The organism is Bradyrhizobium sp. 521_C7_N1_3, from assembly GCF_052075975.1.
GTDB classification, from domain to species: Bacteria; Pseudomonadota; Alphaproteobacteria; order Rhizobiales; family Xanthobacteraceae; genus Bradyrhizobium; species Bradyrhizobium japonicum.
Map to the genome: position 1 here is coordinate 4,618,504 of NZ_CP197232.1, position 15,228 is coordinate 4,633,731.

At 60.7% G+C, this 15,228-nt stretch carries 15 protein-coding genes and 2 pseudogenes; 9 read left to right on the forward strand and 8 right to left on the reverse strand.

The window, feature by feature from the left end; all coding sequences use genetic code 11:
• Positions 1 to 49: 49 nt before the first annotated feature.
• The 3 genes from AB7008_RS21150 to AB7008_RS21160 all read left to right on the forward strand — a co-directional run bounded on the left by AB7008_RS21150 (position 50) and on the right by AB7008_RS21160 (position 2,301).
• Entirely contained in the window at positions 50 to 784 is a 735-nt protein-coding gene (locus AB7008_RS21150) for an SDR family NAD(P)-dependent oxidoreductase (protein ID WP_441261226.1), read from the forward strand.
• Between the two features lie 285 nt (positions 785 to 1,069).
• Positions 1,070 to 1,708 carry a class I SAM-dependent methyltransferase gene (locus tag AB7008_RS21155; protein WP_441259457.1) on the forward strand — a complete coding sequence of 213 codons (639 nt, stop codon included), beginning with the start codon at positions 1,070 to 1,072 and terminating at the stop codon, positions 1,706 to 1,708.
• A gap of 179 nt (positions 1,709 to 1,887) precedes the next feature.
• Positions 1,888 to 2,301: a nuclear transport factor 2 family protein gene (locus AB7008_RS21160; RefSeq protein WP_212094321.1), complete on the forward strand. Its 414-nt coding sequence runs from the start codon at positions 1,888 to 1,890 to the stop codon at positions 2,299 to 2,301.
• Between the two features lie 34 nt (positions 2,302 to 2,335).
• Here the strand turns inward: AB7008_RS21160 and AB7008_RS21165 are convergent.
• The 8 genes and pseudogenes from AB7008_RS21165 to AB7008_RS21200 all read right to left on the reverse strand — a co-directional run.
• Positions 2,336 to 2,507 (reverse strand): annotated as a pseudogene (locus AB7008_RS21165) (SOS response-associated peptidase); the annotation flags it as partial.
• Positions 2,508 to 2,873: 366 nt separating this feature from the next.
• Positions 2,874 to 3,269, reverse strand: a complete 396-nt coding sequence (locus tag AB7008_RS21170) for a helix-turn-helix domain-containing protein (RefSeq protein ID WP_248883394.1) — start codon at positions 3,267 to 3,269, stop codon at positions 2,874 to 2,876.
• Positions 3,270 to 3,335: 66 nt separating this feature from the next.
• Positions 3,336 to 3,755 (reverse strand): annotated as a pseudogene (locus AB7008_RS21175) (AraC family ligand binding domain-containing protein); the annotation flags it as partial.
• Positions 3,756 to 3,815: 60 nt separating this feature from the next.
• The gene (locus AB7008_RS21180) at positions 3,816 to 4,274 is read right to left on the reverse strand and encodes a hypothetical protein (protein ID WP_212495926.1); all 459 of its coding nucleotides are present in this window, start codon (positions 4,272 to 4,274) and stop codon (positions 3,816 to 3,818) included.
• A 65-nt stretch (positions 4,275 to 4,339) separates the two neighbouring features.
• A complete protein-coding gene (locus AB7008_RS21185; protein ID WP_441259458.1) occupies positions 4,340 to 5,023 on the reverse strand; it encodes a Fe2+-dependent dioxygenase in 684 nt (227 codons plus the stop codon).
• Between the two features lie 5 nt (positions 5,024 to 5,028).
• Positions 5,029 to 7,422: a TonB-dependent receptor gene (locus AB7008_RS21190; protein WP_441259459.1), complete on the reverse strand. Its 2,394-nt coding sequence runs from the start codon at positions 7,420 to 7,422 to the stop codon at positions 5,029 to 5,031.
• A complete protein-coding gene (locus AB7008_RS21195) occupies positions 7,419 to 8,393 on the reverse strand; it encodes a tetratricopeptide repeat protein (protein ID WP_441259460.1) in 975 nt (324 codons plus the stop codon). Before AB7008_RS21195 ends, AB7008_RS21190 begins: the two co-directional genes overlap by 4 nt.
• A 79-nt stretch (positions 8,394 to 8,472) precedes the next feature.
• Entirely contained in the window at positions 8,473 to 8,769 is a 297-nt protein-coding gene (locus tag AB7008_RS21200; RefSeq protein ID WP_212495923.1) for a hypothetical protein, read from the reverse strand.
• A 50-nt stretch (positions 8,770 to 8,819) separates the two neighbouring features.
• Here AB7008_RS21200 and AB7008_RS21205 point away from each other — a divergent pair, with 50 nt between their 5' ends.
• From AB7008_RS21205 to AB7008_RS21230, 6 genes are all read left to right on the forward strand, one after another.
• Entirely contained in the window at positions 8,820 to 9,233 is a 414-nt protein-coding gene (locus tag AB7008_RS21205) for a hypothetical protein (RefSeq protein WP_212495922.1), read from the forward strand.
• Between the two features lie 210 nt (positions 9,234 to 9,443).
• Positions 9,444 to 10,169 carry an autoinducer binding domain-containing protein gene (locus tag AB7008_RS21210; protein WP_248882547.1) on the forward strand — a complete coding sequence of 242 codons (726 nt, stop codon included), beginning with the start codon at positions 9,444 to 9,446 and terminating at the stop codon, positions 10,167 to 10,169.
• 400 nt (positions 10,170 to 10,569) lie between these two features.
• The gene (locus AB7008_RS21215) at positions 10,570 to 11,208 is read left to right on the forward strand and encodes an acyl-homoserine-lactone synthase (protein ID WP_248882548.1); all 639 of its coding nucleotides are present in this window, start codon (positions 10,570 to 10,572) and stop codon (positions 11,206 to 11,208) included.
• A gap of 43 nt (positions 11,209 to 11,251) precedes the next feature.
• The gene (locus AB7008_RS21220; protein WP_038954985.1) at positions 11,252 to 11,779 is read left to right on the forward strand and encodes a hypothetical protein; all 528 of its coding nucleotides are present in this window, start codon (positions 11,252 to 11,254) and stop codon (positions 11,777 to 11,779) included.
• A 617-nt stretch (positions 11,780 to 12,396) separates the two neighbouring features.
• Positions 12,397 to 13,359, forward strand: coding sequence for an ArdC family protein (locus AB7008_RS21225; RefSeq protein WP_441259461.1), 963 nt, complete (start codon positions 12,397 to 12,399; stop codon positions 13,357 to 13,359).
• 117 nt (positions 13,360 to 13,476) lie between these two features.
• Complete coding sequence (locus tag AB7008_RS21230; protein ID WP_212495919.1) at positions 13,477 to 15,207, forward strand: ParB/RepB/Spo0J family partition protein; 1,731 nt, start codon at positions 13,477 to 13,479, stop codon at positions 15,205 to 15,207.
• The last annotated feature ends 21 nt before the right edge of the window (positions 15,208 to 15,228 follow it).

A 15,228-nucleotide genomic window follows, 5' to 3' on the forward strand; every position in this document is an offset into this window, starting at 1 on the left:
CACGGGGACGTCCCCGAACCATCAAAAGCAAAGCCTGAAGGAAGATGTCATGGGAAAGTTGGACAATAAGATTGCAGTCATCACGGGCGGATCGAGCGGCATGGCGCTGGCGAGCGCCAAGCGGTTCGTCGAAGAAGGCGCCTACGTCTTCATTACGGGCCGGAGGCAGGAAGCGCTCGACGAGGCCGTCAAGCTGATCGGACGGAACGTGACCGGTGTGCGCGGCGACGCAGCCAATCTCGATGACCTCGACCGCCTGTTCGAAACGGTCAAACGAGAAAGGGGAAAGATCGACGTCCTGTATGCGAGCGCCGGTATCGGCGAAGCCGTCCCGCTGGGCGAGATCACAGAGAAGCATTTCGATGCGACCTTCGGGCTGAACACGCGCGGAACTCTGTTCACCGTGCAAAAGGCGCTGCCGCTGTTGAGCGATGGCGCATCGATCTTCATGACCGGATCGGTCGCTTCGCTGAAAGGCTTCCCCGGCTACAGCGTGTATGCGGCGAGCAAGGCGGCGTTGCACGCCTTCGCACGCGGGTGGCTCAACGAACTGAAGGCCAGGAATATCCGGGTGAACGTGTTGCATCCGGGGCCGATCGCCACACCGATGCAGGACCAGGTTCTCACCGAAGAAGCGAAGCAAATGTTCGAGTCGCTGATTCCGCGCGGAAAGATGGGTCGTCCCGAGGAGATCGCGTCGGCCGCGCTGTTTCTGGCTTCGGACGATTCGAGTTTCGTGAACGGGCTGGAGTTGTCAGTGGACGGCGGCTTCTCGGCCATCTGAATTTGCGCCAGATAGCAGGAACAAGATCGGAGAGAGAACCACCGTCAGTGATGCAATCGCAGAATTCGGCAAGCAGGCGAGGGCGATTGTCCCCAGGTCGTCGCCAAATCTCTGCGGGATGTGGCCGAGGCGGACACGATCATCTTCGCGACCCCGTCCTAGGAGCGTCGCAAGGTCGCGAAGACTCTACCAGTTTGGGAAGGCAGGACGATCGTCGATGCGACGAACGCGTTCGGTTGAGTCCCCCAATGGCATTCCAGAAACCGCACCAAATCGGAGGTCACCATGTACCCTTCATCGAAACAATCCGAGTTGATCCGCTTCTCGCGCGTCGGTGCGGGCTCCACCGTCATCGACGTCTACCCGGGCGATGGCGATTGGACCTGCCTCTTTTCCGACATTGTGGGCCCCGAAGGACGGGTCTACAGCTTCGTGCCGGCGGAAGTCGCCCACTTCAAGAACGATCCGGTCGGGCGGATGCAGACACTGGCGAAGAAGCCGGGACGAGAGAACGTGGAGGCGGTTTCCGCGGATCTTGTGACGTTTCCCGGCGTCACCGGACCGGCGGATGTCTTGTGGCTGCACCTCTTCTACCACGATCTCCATACCGAGCTGATGCGAGCCAGGGGCGGGACGGCAGCCGACTTCAACAGGTCCGTCTACGAGCGGCTCAAGCCCGGCGGCTCCTACGTGATCGTCGATCACGCCGCCACCGCGGGAACGGGCACGAGTGACGCTCAACCGCTGCATCGGATCGACCCTTCCTCGGTTCGAGGGGAGGTGGAGGCGTCTGGCTTTGTGCTGGACGCAGAAAGCACCATGCTCGCGAACACGTGCGACTCCCACTCTGTCAAGGTGTTCGACCCTTCGATCAAGGGCGAGACCGATCGCTTTGTCTATCGGTTCGTGAAGCCCAAGGGGTAAGCGATCGCAGTCGATCCATGCACAGTCGGCAACTCGGCCTCCGTGTTACCGCGAAATCCTCGTTTGAGTTTCGAGGAAGCATGCCGCTTCGCGAAGGGCGGGTCGACCGAAGGGCGGGCTGCGCTGAATCGGCTCTCGTCTCGAACTCGCCGATTCGAACACGAAAAAGGAGACCAGCCATGAGCATCGAAGAGAATACTCAAATCGTGATGGATTTTTTTGCCGCACTGGGGTGCGGCGATCGGCAAGCACTCCTTGCTTTGTCCGCCGAAGACATCGAGTGGATCATTCCGGGCAAGGACTGGGCGCTCGCCGGCACACACCGTGGGCACGCAGGGTTGACGGGCCTGCTTCAGAAGGCTTCCGAAACGACTCAGATTTCCTACCCGGCACCTCCGGAGTTCGTAGCGCAGGGAGATCGGGTTCTCGTCGTCGGATTCGCCGAGGGGACGATTAAATCTACGAACAACACTTTCGAGGATCATTGGGTCTTCGCAATAACCGTTCGAGACCGAAAACTCACACACATCCGGGAATACATCGATACGCAAGCACTGGCGCGGGCCTCCAAGATGGAGGGTCTCAGCACTTAGCTAGTCCAATCGTTCCACAGACCTGCGTAGAACGCTATTTCGCCGGCGCGGGATCTACCTTCATGGCCCGGGCGACGATCCGCAGGGTCCCGTCTGCCAGCGGCCGCTTCAGCGTGAGCGCCCCATCGGCTGGGCGCGGTCATCCAGGTCTCGACCTCATCGGGCGTCGTCAAGATCACTGGCATGGCCCTCGGATGAGTGGCACCTCGGGGTTCGGCTGCTTGTAGCCATCGTACCCGTCGCAACCCGCAAAGGGCCGTAAGCGATATCTTCTCGCCGTGCCGGACAAGAGTGTCATTCGGCCTGCAAAATTTGCAGGCCGATTGACACTTGCAAGCGAAGTTGGCCGCCAGCTGCGCGATGTCCCGCTGTGCCTGATCGGCGTGAAAGCGCCCTAAACCTACCGAACTATCCATCAACCTTTTCGATTGAATGCTTTCAGAGATAGTACGGCATAGATGAATGAGCTGCTCCGCAATCGACGGATAAAAAGAAGAGGGACTCCAGTCGGCGCGGTGGGACAGATCTCCTGGATCGACCCGAACGGCACTAGGATTTTTTCGACCTACAGTTCAACCACTCACAGCAGTGGCACGATGTTCTGCCAGATAGCGAACCGGAGGCTTGCCTAAGGTCTTTCGGAACATATTGACGAAACTGCTCGCATTCTCGTATCCGAGCTCCATGGCGACTGTCTTGACGCTGTCACCGCGCGCCATTCTTTGCAATGCCAGGATAACATGAAGCTGGTGCCTCCAGCGTCCGAAGCTCATTCCGATTTCCTGTATGAGCAAGCGGCTTAGGGTGCGCTCGCTCGTGCCAAGCGCACTTGCCCAATTCGCGAACGAGGTTTTCGCGCTCGGATCGGCTATCAGCATCTCCGCGAGACGCCGAAGACGCGCCTCTCTTGGCATAGGTAAGTTCAGGTCACTGATCGGCGCATCGCACAGCTCGTCCAACAAGGTCATCACCAGTCGATCTTCGCGACCTCCGAGCGGATAACACTCCGGAAGTTCAGCCACTCTGAGGATCAGCTCCCGGACCAAGGGTGATATCGTGATCGTGGCGCACGCCTTGGGCAGGCTCTTGGCGGCGCTCGGTTCAATATACAGGCAGTGGCAGTCTACGAGACCAGCGCCACGAGCCGAGTGCGCCAGCTGACCGGGGATCCATAACGCGCATCCGGGCGGTACTAGCCAAACCTTATTGCCCGCCTCGCAGCAAAGAATGCCCCGCTTGGAGTACAGCAATTGAGCTTTGCGATGCTGGTGCCGATCATAAGTCCAATCATTCGACAGAATTCCGCTTCGCAGTGCAACGGGGCGGGGTACGCGGTCGACGTCGGTGTCAACAAAGCGATGGAGCATCTCGCCGCCTTTCGAAGTCTTGTGTCGGCGACTTGCCTGCCGAGATGTTCGAAGTCGACCATCGCAAATCGACAGGGGAGCGGCCATCCTAAACGCGGCGTTTTTGAGCTAATCTAAACCGGCTCTTGGAGCGCTCTAGGTGCTGGCTCAAAAGTCGGAGTCACTGACAAGATTTGCAGGCGCATGCGTCATGCGCAGCAGCCGCCAGGAGGCGCGAGCTGCATAGACTCCGGGCAGAGCGACAGCGACAATTGCGGTCGCTGCTACATGAAGCCCGTCGCGCACGCCGTCGAAGACGCCGCCCACGATGCTGGTGACCATCAGAAAGCTACCTAGCAGCAACGAACCAAGAATCGCGGCGCGCCGCTGCGTGACAAGAGGAAGTAGGGCAGGAATGATCCATATCGAACATGCGACGCCGAAGTACCAAAGAGCCACCGCATCGAATGCGGCGGACGCCGCGCCGGAGCCTTCGATTTGGCGGTTAACGAAAGTAAGGATCTGGATGACCGCGTAGATCGTGTTTCCGAGGCCACAGACCGACCACAGCAACGCCACCTTTTGACGGGCAAATCGAGCAGCGAGTTCATTCGTCAGATCAGTCATCGCCGTAATCCTCGAAGTCGACATTTTGATTTGCATCCTGGGTTCGTGCGGAGGGTCGGCCGCCATCACAGCTCCGCCCATCGTCTTAGAAGATTGTGATAGACGCCGGTAAGCATGAGGATGCCTTGTGCATCGCTCGACACGGATTTGCGCAATTCAACAATGCCCCGGTCGAGATCATAGAGCGTTGTGCGAAGCCCCTCGTCCTTGATCATCGATTGGGTCCAGAAGAACGATGACAAGCGCGCACCTCGGGTGATCTCGCTCACACTATGCAGGCTCCCCGCTGGATAGAGGACCATGCTGCCGGCCGCCAATTTGACGGCGTGAACGCCGTAACTGTCTTCGATGATCAGTTCGCCGCCGTCGTAATCATCGGGTGCTGTGAGGAAGAGAGTTGAAGACAGATCGGCGCGCATGCGAATGCCGAGTCCGGGCGCGGATCGCACTGCGCCATCGACATGTGCATCAAAGAACATCCCGGTGTCGTATCGATTGAAAAGCGGCGGCAGGACACGCAGGGGCAGGGCGGCACTGTTGAACAGTGCATTCCGGCCGAGAGCTCGCAGAATAATGTCGCCGGCTTGGCGAGCCCGAGGCGAGTCCTCAGGGACCTGAGCATTGCGCTTTGCGCGCGATGCCAACTCACCTGCCGTTGCCCTTCCGTCGATCCAATCCGCCCCTTCGATGAGGTTGCGTACGGAGGTTAGCTCTTCGGCGGATAGCAGTTGGGGGATCTCGATGAGCATTTTCTTCAGAACTTGATCGCTGCGGTGAGGGTGACGCTGCGGCCTGCGGCGGGAGTTGCGTAACCGTTTCCGAAAGCCGAACTGTAGGTCAGCTTGTTCGTGAGGTTCGTAACCTTGAGCGCAAGGTGGTGCCGGTCGTTGGGATCGTAGGAGAGCATCCCATCGATGGTGGTGGCTGCCGGAATCACCATCGAATTGAGGTTGTTGAGGTAGTAGTCCGAACGACAATTGAGCCCGCCCCCGACAAGCATGTGACCCGGCACGTTTGGCAGCAGGGGAGCGATGTCATATGTGGTCCAGATAGCGAGGCCATGTTCCGACACGTACGGGACCCGGTTGCCTGCGGCCGAGACGGGCGTGAACGGGCTGATCGACGAGGCGATGATCTTGCTGTCCATGTAGGAATAGGAGGCCTGAATGTCCCAGCTCGCCGTGAGCTTGCCAGTCAATCCGAGCTCAACTCCCTGGACTTGCACCTTGTCGTCGGTGGTCGTCTGGATTCCCGATACCTGGTCGGTATAGGACGCGTTGTTCTTCTCGACGCGGAACAATGCTGCCGTCACGCCGAGCCGGTCCTCGAACAGGCCCCACTTCGCACCGACCTCGAAGGTCGTATCAGCTTCCGGCTGAAGGTTTGCAGCGCTTGGCGCCTGGGACAGGCCGAGCGTTGAACTCAGCGAAGTGATGTTGTTGCCCGGCGGCGTGAATGAACGTGCATAGCTGAAGTAGTAACTTTGGTGCGTGGTGGGCTCGAAGATCAGGGATGCTTTTGGGCTGGCGAACTCCGTCGTCGTCGCAAGTGGAGACGCGCCTGCCTGGCCGTCGACCCGATAGTGGTCCCATCGAACACCTGCCAGGATGGAGAGCATGGGCGTTAACCAAATGCGGTCGCTCATAAAAGGACCAGCGTCCCAGCTCGTGGCTGACAATTGATTGCCCGGCGAGACCGTCAGTGCAAACCCGGGTGAGTTTGCAAAGATGGGATCGAGAAGAGTCCCTGCCGGCTCGGGGCCCGAAGGAAGGTAAAAGTTGGTCGTCGCATGTTGAGAATAGGCGTCAAACCCAACGACGAGCTTGTGCCTGAACGGTCCGGTGTCGAAACGCATCGTGGCAGTCGTTACGTTTTCCCCGCCGTGACTGACCTGCTTCGTCCCGCCGACGGACCAGATTGTGTAGGGCGTCGCCAGATTGCCGGCGAGAACGTCCGTTGCGCAGCTGCTTGGAAAAGGGAAGCCGGGAGAGGCGCAGAGCGCGGGAGTAAACTTCAGATCACGTGTGTAGTAACCGACACGCGTGTCGTTCGTTAACGTGAGCCAATCGCCGAATTCGCCCTTGTAGAGAGCGGTCGCAACGTCGGCTGTTGCGCTGTCGCGATCGCTTTCCCGTCCGAAATAATTCGAACGCGGAACTCCGTACTCCGTCACCGGCTTTCCGATCACGCCGGGTGCACTGACGACGGGGACCCCGAAATCAGGGCGCTGTACGCTCTGCTGATGCATGTAGTTGACGATCAGGGACTGCTCGGTGCCGAGGCCAAGTCCTAGCGAGCCGAGGAAGCCGCCCCGGTCGGAATAGACATGGTCGCGATCGACAATATCCTGGCCGTTCCCCATGGCGATGAATCTGAGCGCCGTCGTGTCGTTGATCTGCTTGTTGATGTCCAGAACGCCGCGTCCGTAGGGGCCCGTTCCAGCCGAGGCCTCGAACGTGGATTGGTCGCCGAGATGGGCTTTCTTGCTCTCGATCTCGATGACGCCTCCCGTCGTGCCGTTGCCGAAGCTCTGCGACGACGGTCCCTTCAGCACCAATACGTTTTCGGTCGCGAAGCTGTCGCGCACATACGAACCAAAATCGCGTAAGCCGTCGACATACACATCGCCAGAAGCGTCAAAACCCCGGATGCGGAACTGATCTCCGTTGATGCCACCGCCGCCTTCTCCGGTGGCGACGGTGATTCCCGGCACATATTGGAGCACCTGATTGATGGTGGCTGCTTGCTGCTGCTCGATTACAAGGCGCGGTATGACAGTGACGGTTTGCGGCGTGCTTTGTAGAGAATCGGAAAGACGGCTGAGACCAGTGGTTCGCTGCAGCGAATTCCCAGGCGAAACAGCCGAGGACGCAGCCTGCGGACGCGGTTCGGCCGGTTTGCTCGGATGGCTGGCCGAGACAGGTCTCGAGGCCTGCTTCGCGCCGGCGTTCGGCGCTCGTCGCCGCTTGGCAACAGGAGCGTCCACCTCGACCGGTGGAAGCGCTGTAGCCTTGTCCGCAGGCGCCGACGTCGGTTGATTGTTCTGGCCTTCCGCGTTCGCGGCGGTCACGAATAGAAAGCCGTTCGCAAGGCTCGCTGCTGCGCCAATTCCGGAAAGTGCTGGCCGCAAGGTTTCGATGATGGTCACAGAGCCCCCTTCGAGCAGGATGATGTTGAGTTGGATAGTCTTGCGATGCGGAGCGACATCGCCGCGAGACGGCCACCGAGATAGCCAACGAGGCCTCGGCCGATCGACGCCTGACGACAATTCCGCGAATCCGGATGTCCATCGGTTGGCGGTCGCTCTGGCAGCCTCCTGGCGTCTTCAAGGTCAGAGTGTGTTGCTGCAGCGTCGTTGAGCGCGGAGGCGTAGGCCTGCACATCGGCGGCACTGCCGGAAGCTGCTATGCGCCTAAGTGCCTCGAGGCCATGCCGGCGTAGCGCAAGTTCGCCGTGCGCCAGCAACAGCGGCGCAATGCGCCGGCGAAAGCCATCATCGCTACCGGACACCGCCCGTTCCAGCCAAACATCGGCACCGGCCGGGTCACCGCCAGCGTGCAGGATCGTGGCAAGATTGTACTGGGCCCAGTGATCGCCAAGCGCCGCTGCGCGGCTGTACCAATACAGGGCGCCTCTCGGATTGGCCGGCACGACCCAGCCTTCTTCAAGAAATCGCGCAAGCGAATTCATTGCCTTCAGGTTGGCCTTGGAGGTGCCGCCTTCCGCTGCGGCCCGAAACAGCTCGAAGCTCCGCGGCCGATCCGCCGGATCTCCGCCGCGCATCAGCATCTGCGCCAGACTGACCTGGCCCCAGACGTGGCCGGCTGCCGCGGCCAGCTCGAAAAATTCCGTCGCGAGCTTCGGATCTGGCTCGACACCCCAGCCTTGTTCGTAGCAGCGGCCAACCATGTTTTGTCCGTCCGGGTCCCCGAATTGGGCGGCACGTTCGAACCAGACGAAGGCAGCCACCGGATCACGCGCGGCCTGCGTCCCATCGAGCAGCAACTGGCCCCACACGATCTGCGCGGGAATGATATCGGCCGCGGCTGCTGCCTTGATCCACTGCGTCGCATCGTGGGGATTGCTGACGAGCAAGTCACGCAGCTGCGCCTTGGTCAAACGTTGCGCGCGAATTTGCAGGAGTGGTCGGGGCAGGGCCATTGAGGCGTAGGGATTTGCAAGCCTCCTGGACAGGCGCTCAGGAACAGCTCTGGGCTGTGGGTGGATTGGCATCGTGCTTCGCTTCGCGCAGGCCGGGGTTTAACGGAATGGCTACAGCAGCCCGGTGCGGCGCTGCATCGTGCAATCCGGCCAGACCATTGCTCAATTCGGCCAGCGGCCAAGAATTCGTCCAAAATGCTGCCAAGACTTGGCAACCGAGACCTGGCATCGCAGCATCTGGTTGCCGGGTCGCAGTGATTGTCTGATTTGGGTAACGCTTTGGCGCCTTGGGTGAATGAGTTAAGGCATCATCCAAACTATCGTCGCTGGTCATGCGCACGTGAATTGAACCACGCTGCGCAAACCTGACTGATAGGGGTGACGATGCTGTTGAATACCGCGACTTTTCCGATTGTAAGGCTGTCTTACGATCAGGGCCCGGCCGAAACGGCTGACGAGGCCTTCGCTGCCTTCGAAGCTCTGCTCGATCGTGCCGCGCCCTTCGTCATCATAGGGCAAGGGGCAAACGCCGATATCGACGACCACGAGCACGATCCGGGTGAGCAGAGAAGGCTTGCGCTCTGGTCGAAGAAGCACAAACCGCGATTGCGCGAATTTGTGAAGGCCCTGATCTATGTTGAGCCCTCAAGGACGAAGCGGCTCGGCATGAGAGCCTTTCAGATCGTGTCAGAGAAGTTTTGGGGATACCCGATGCTGGTCGCCGCTTCGGAGACAGAGGCGCTGGAGATGGCGCAAGCACTGCTGAAGTCCCCGTTTCCAAGCAGGGCGAACGGGTGAGGCAAGCTGAATATCTGTTCAGACGACCTATTGTCCTCGAACGACGAGCCCCTCTGAACTCTCGCTTCGACAGCGATTGCTCTCGAAAGCCACGTTGCTCAGCGCCGCGAGGCGCTCTTATGAGCCATCAGAAGGCCTCGCTTCCGTAATGCCCTTCCGGACCAGCCGTCACGAGCCCGGCGGCGGTTGCTGCGTATCGGATCAGCCACGATGAAGAGATTAGATCGCGTGTTTCAGGACTTCGTGGATGCGATCGAGCTGGCGCGCAACGACGTTGAGTTCGAGCGTACGGCGGCGCGCACAGCGGTGTGTCTTGGCTTTCGTTGGTTTGCTTATCTGAGGATAGTCGAGGGGGCACCGAAGCTGATCTCCTGCTATCCCAAATCGTGGTCAAGCCGCTATTTCGATCTGCACTATCAGCAGCTTGATCCGGTGATTCGCAGAGCCCGGCTCGACCATGACCTTTTCTGCTGGAGGAGCGGCGCGGCAGGGCCGGGTGGCACGAAGGATCAGCGCAGGTTCTTTGATGAGGCCGTCTCCTTTGGCATTCGCTGCGGCGTGACGATACCGATCCGTGGCGGCTTCGGCCGGATGGCGGCGTTTACGCTGGCCAGCGATGATCGTGGTTTGCATCCCGAGCGCTTGGTCGCGACCTCGGCGCAGATATTGCGTCTAATCGGATTGCACTTCCACACGCATCTGGCTGCGCGCCAGTTGGTCGCCGAAGTACCGCTGCTCGATCCGGTCCTCGGACATCGCGAACGGCAATGCCTCGCCTGGGTGGCACGTGGCAAGACGGTCTCGGAAAGCGCGCTGCTGTTGGGAATCTCGCCCCGGACCGTGTCCTTTCACCTGGAGAATGCCAAGCGCAAGCTGGATGCGACCTCGATTGCGCAATGCGTCGCCGAGGCCATCCGTCGTCGCCTGCTGACTTAGGCGATTTTCATCCAGAGTTCCTGCCGCCTCAGCTTGCACGGTTGGCAGTTTATCGCGAAACAACGCTGACGGCCGGGATGTAAAATAGATCGCCGAGACGGGCGCATTAACCAGTATCGCCGTCGGCAGCGACACCTCCGAGAACTTGCTCAGGAGCCTTGGCGTGTTCGATGAAAGCCGCCGAGCCGTTCCGGCCGTTGCCGCGAATGAGTCGGCGCCTTTGCTGTCCGGTATGGTGGCGCTCAAACACGGCTGGCATTCGTTGGCCGAGCTCCAAGATCTCGGTAGATCAAGCTTCTTCTAAGTTCCGTTCTGCCTGAGGCACCTGTTAAAAAACACAGGCGCTGCAAACTGCGGTTTCTGCTGTGGTGAATTGTCGCCGACTCAACCGGAGGTAACCGTGCTTGCAACCGCTTTGAACCATCACGCATTCGGACAACATGTCGATCTGCTCGCCGATATGTATCGGCTACGCAGGCACATCTTCAAGGACCGGCTTGATTGGTCGGTCGCGGTTTCCGGGGACATGGAAGTCGATCTCTTCGACGCTCTCAGTCCAACCTATCTTCTGGTGCTGTCTAATGATGGCGCTGTGGTGGGCAGCGTCAGGCTGTTGCCGACGGTCGGGCCAACGATGCTAGCAGACACATTCCCTTTCTTGCTGGGCGATAGTCCAGTGCCCCGAAGTGACAAGGTACTCGAAAGCTCGAGGTTCTGTGTAGATACACAGCGGGCCTCCCAGCTTGCCGGCAACGGCATCAATCGCGCAACCATCATGTTGTTTGCGGCCATGATCGAATACCTTAAAGCCACAAATGCCGATAGCATCGTGACGGTGACTGACGTTCGAATGGAGCGGATCCTGCGGCGGGCGGGCTGGCCCCTCGAGCGGTTAGGCGCACCATGCCGCGTCGGACAAACCACAGCTCTCGCAGGATATCTTCACGCCTCTGACGCAGCCCTTCAGGCACTCCACCATGCCGCGGGCAGCCCCGGGCAGGTTTTGGTTCCGGTCACGAATATACCCGCCGCAGCGTGACGTCACGCGATCAGACCCTCTGGAGACGGCCGGAAGGTGATGCATGCTGGCAGATCCAAGGCACAGCGTCGTCGTCATCTTGAATCCGAGCTGGGCAACCGCCGATGCTCCGGAGCAAGATGTTGATACGCTGAATTTGCCGCTTCTGGAGGCGGGGTGTCGGCTATTGGGCGTCACCCCGTTAGCCTTGGGCGACTGCAGGCCGCATACGTCGGCGACTGGCATGCCGCAAGTTTTGCAAATGCTTCCGCTTGATGGGCACCTTCCTTGGAGGGACGAGCTGTTCGTCCAACGGATGACACAAGACGATCTTCGCTTCTTGTATCTCGCGGGCGCCTGGCTCGAGGAAGATGTGCTTATTACAGCTTTGGAAGGCGCCGCGCGGGGCTACGATATACGCCTCCTGTCAGACCTGTCGGCCGTAAGGCGCGAATCCGAACGCAAGCCGATGTTCGACCGTCTGGTGCTCCACGGAATGCTCGTAACCACCGTTCGCCAGACGTTGCTGGAGTGGGCCGTTTGTCTCGGCGACAGCGGCGTGATGGGGGAAATCAGGCAATTGCTGAAGTAGGGCCCGGCGGCCCTCGCGGTCTTCTCGTTGGCTGCCGAGGTCTCGTTCCATGCTGGGCGATCTTCTCCACGACGATCCGCAAGCTCTCCTCAAGTGGGGCGGGTCTCTGGACGACCAGGCAGTTAGACGGAGGTTTTGGATTTCTTCGTCTCTAAAGGGCGCCTCCCGCAAGCTGCCGCTTGCGGCCCGGGCTCTCGTAAACCGAGCCCGCTTTGCGGTCTCGGCCTTGCGGCTTCGATCCCTGGCGCAAAACACGACGTCCACGACCTGGGAGCCTACGTTCCGTCTATCAAACGATTGCGCGCGACAGTCCTGATGACGTCGCGGAGATCGTTTGAGGCGACGCTTTGAGGAGCCGGCCGCAGGCGGCCGGCGCTTTTAATGAGCCCCCGGAAGGCGGGGTGGGCGGCGCTCCCGCATAGCCCCGAACCGGCGGTCCGCAACCGCGCCTCGTTAGAGGCGCTCGTGGTCGCCTGTGTCCTTGGCGCGGTCCTCCGCTATCGCTCCGGCCGTTCCGGTGCGGTCCGCCTCTCGCGTTCGGGGCTTTCCGGTCGCTCTTCGCCGCCCACCCCGCCTTTCGGGGGCAGGGCGCGGAAGAGGAGCGAGCGGAGATCGTCATGTCCAACAGTTCAGCACACCATCGCGCGGCCAAACCGAAAGCAACTCTCTACGAAGAAATCACCGCCCACATTGTCGCGGATCTGGAGGCAGGCATCTTCCCGTGGGCCAGGCCATGGGGCACTGGTGGCGGCAGTCAGGCTTTCGCCCTGCCGAGAAATGCGGCCACAGGCAAGGTCTATTCGGGGATCAACGTCCTGATCCTGTGGGGACGGCTGTTCGAGCGCGGCTTCGGCTCGGGGCAATGGCTCACCTTCCGCCAAGCCTCAAGTCTTGGTGGGTCAGTACGCAAGGGCGAGCACGGCGTCACCGTCTGCTACGCCGATCGCTTCGTTCCCAAGCGCGAGCAGGGCGATGCAGGCCGCAGCGCTCAAGACCAGCAGGAAGCGGAAGGAGCGGCAGTTCCATTCGTGCGGCGCTACACCGTCTTCAACGTCGAACAATGCGACGGCCTGCCGGACCATTGCCTCGTCGAAGCGCCGCTCCTGCCCGAGCGCGAGATCGTGCCGCAGGCGGAAGCGCTCACCGTCGCAACGCGTGCCGATATACGCATCGGTGGTCCGAAAGCTTTCTACTCCCCATCAGACGATACCGTCCACGTCCCGCCGCAACCCGCCTTTTTCGAGCAGATCAACTACTACCGAACGCTGTTCCACGAGCTTGGGCACTGGACTGGCCACCTGTCGCGCCTGAACCGCGAGCTGTCAGGCGCATTTGGCTCAAAACTCTACGCCAACGAAGAGCTGATCGCCGAACTGACCGCTGCCTTCGTCTGCGCCGCGCTGTCGATCAAGCCCACCGTTCGCCATGCCGACTGTCTCGGCTCATGGCTCAAGGTCCTTCGGGAGGATAGCCGCGCGATCTTCCGCGCAGCCAGCAAGGCCTCGAAAGCCGCAGACTTCCTGCTTGCCTTCGCCGAAACCGGCGAGACCTCCGCAACACAGCCCGCGATCGGCCCGTGACGACAGGGCGAACGACGGCACCTGCCATCGCTCGCCCGCGTAACGGCCTCTCGACACAGGGCTCTTCGACGAGGCCGCCCGCAATCAATGAGCCCTCATGTAAGAAGGACTATAGACATGGAACTGCGCAACATCGCCCTCAGCAATCTCACGATCGCAAACGTCAACGTCAGGCACGGCCGGAAAGCCCCCGATATCTCCGACATCCTGCCGTCGGTCCGCGCGCGGGGCGTGCTTCAGCCTCTGCTGGTCCGACCCCAAGGAGACGCCTTCGAGATCGTCGCGGGACGGCGCCGCTACTTTGCGGCAAGCAAGGTCGCTGAAGAGCAGGGCGTGCCGACCGACAACGTCCTGCTGCCATGCGCGGTTACGGAAGCCGGCAGTGATGCGGACGCTCTGGAAGCCTCCCTGATCGAGAACGTGGCACGCGCCTCCATGGACGAACTGCAGGAATATGAAGCGTTCGCCAAGCTGTTGAAGCAGGGAAAAACCGTCGCGGACATTGCCCAAACCTTCGGCCAGACCGAGCGCTACATCAAACAGCGCCTTGCCCTCGCAGGCCTGAACAGCACCATCAAGGAGGCCTACCGGAGCGGTGATATCGAGCCGGAGGAACTGCAACTGCTCGCCAGCGCCACACGCAGCCAGCAAAAGGACTGGGTCGCGGCGTTTGAGGTGGAGAATGGTGGCGATGGCGATGCCGACGGCGCGCCAAGGGGCCACCAGTTGAAGCAATGGCTGTTCGGGAGCGAGCAGATCGCAACCAGCGCTGCGCTGTTTCCGCTCGAAGCCTACAAGGGCGAGATCGTCACCGATCTTTTCGGCGACGCCAGCTATTTTGCAGATTGCGCAGGTTTCTGGGCCTTGCAGAACGTCGCCATTGCCAGCTTGAGAGACGGCCTCGCGGCCAAAGGCTGGAAGGCTAATGTGCTCGACAAGGGCGCGCGCTTTCCGTCATGGCAATATGACGAGGTCCCGTTGGAGGACGGCGGCGAAGCCTTCATCGAGGTCCGCAACAACGGCGAGGTGGAGGTTCACGAAGGCTATCGACCGTACGGGGAGACTTGCAGCGCGGCCAAGGCAGGGGAGACCGACGGCGCGCCGCAAGCTGCACGACCCGAACTCACCAAGGCCGCCGAGAACTATCTTGCCCTGCACCGGCATGCCGTCGTCCGTGCGGAGCTGCTGGCTCACCCCGACATTGCCCTGCGCCTGGCGGTCGCCCACATGATCGGGAGTTCACCGCTCTGGAGCGTTAAGCCTGACCCGCAGCGAGCGGACAAGGAGACGACCAGCCAAAGCGTAGCAGCAAGCCCCGCCCAATCGGCCCTCAATTCCGAGCGGGATGCCGTCCTTGAGCTCTTGCAGGTCGAGAAGAGTTATTACGGGACCGTCACGCGGGGCAACGGCGATGGGTTTACGGCAGTCAGCCTGTTTGCCAGATTGCTGGCGCTGCCCGAGGAGACCGTGCTGCGGATCCTTGCCCTCGTCATGGCCGAGACCTTGGCGGCCGGCTCGATCCTTAACGAGGCCGCAGGGCTCGCGATCAAGCCGGACGTGACGCGGTGGTGGAAGCTGGACGACGTCTTCCTCGACCTCCTCAAGGATCGAACTGCGATCAATGCATTGCTGTCTGAGATCGCAGGCAAGGCTGTCGCGGACGCCAACGTGTCGGAGCCCGGCAAGGTGCAGAAAAAGATCATCCACGACTGCCTGAACGGCGAGGGAAGGGAGCGCGCGGAGGGCTTCGTGCCACGCTACATGACGTTCCCGATCGGCCATTACGATCCGAGCAAGACCCTCGAAATCGCCCGTGCGGCAGAGGCTATTAACGCTTTGTTTACCTGAGTTTAGACGTGACGATTCGGG

Excerpts from the sequence above, each read along its gene's own strand:
- AB7008_RS21220 (WP_038954985.1), top strand. The coding sequence starts at position 11,252 with ATGCTGGCAGATCCAAGGCACAGCGTCGTCGTCATCTTGAATCCGAGC.
- AB7008_RS21150 (WP_441261226.1), top strand. The coding sequence starts at position 50 with ATGGGAAAGTTGGACAATAAGATTGCAGTCATCACGGGCGGATCGAGC.
- AB7008_RS21185 (WP_441259458.1), bottom strand. The coding sequence starts at position 5,023 with ATGCTCATCGAGATCCCCCAACTGCTATCCGCCGAAGAGCTAACCTCC.
- AB7008_RS21225 (WP_441259461.1), top strand. The coding sequence starts at position 12,397 with ATGTCCAACAGTTCAGCACACCATCGCGCGGCCAAACCGAAAGCAACT.
- AB7008_RS21205 (WP_212495922.1), top strand. The coding sequence starts at position 8,820 with ATGCTGTTGAATACCGCGACTTTTCCGATTGTAAGGCTGTCTTACGAT.
- AB7008_RS21200 (WP_212495923.1), bottom strand. The coding sequence starts at position 8,769 with ATGACCAGCGACGATAGTTTGGATGATGCCTTAACTCATTCACCCAAG.
- AB7008_RS21170 (WP_248883394.1), bottom strand. The coding sequence starts at position 3,269 with ATGACCTTGTTGGACGAGCTGTGCGATGCGCCGATCAGTGACCTGAAC.
- AB7008_RS21230 (WP_212495919.1), top strand. The coding sequence starts at position 13,477 with ATGGAACTGCGCAACATCGCCCTCAGCAATCTCACGATCGCAAACGTC.
- AB7008_RS21210 (WP_248882547.1), top strand. The coding sequence starts at position 9,444 with ATGAAGAGATTAGATCGCGTGTTTCAGGACTTCGTGGATGCGATCGAG.
- AB7008_RS21160 (WP_212094321.1), top strand. The coding sequence starts at position 1,888 with ATGAGCATCGAAGAGAATACTCAAATCGTGATGGATTTTTTTGCCGCA.
- AB7008_RS21155 (WP_441259457.1), top strand. The coding sequence starts at position 1,070 with ATGTACCCTTCATCGAAACAATCCGAGTTGATCCGCTTCTCGCGCGTC.
- AB7008_RS21180 (WP_212495926.1), bottom strand. The coding sequence starts at position 4,274 with ATGACTGATCTGACGAATGAACTCGCTGCTCGATTTGCCCGTCAAAAG.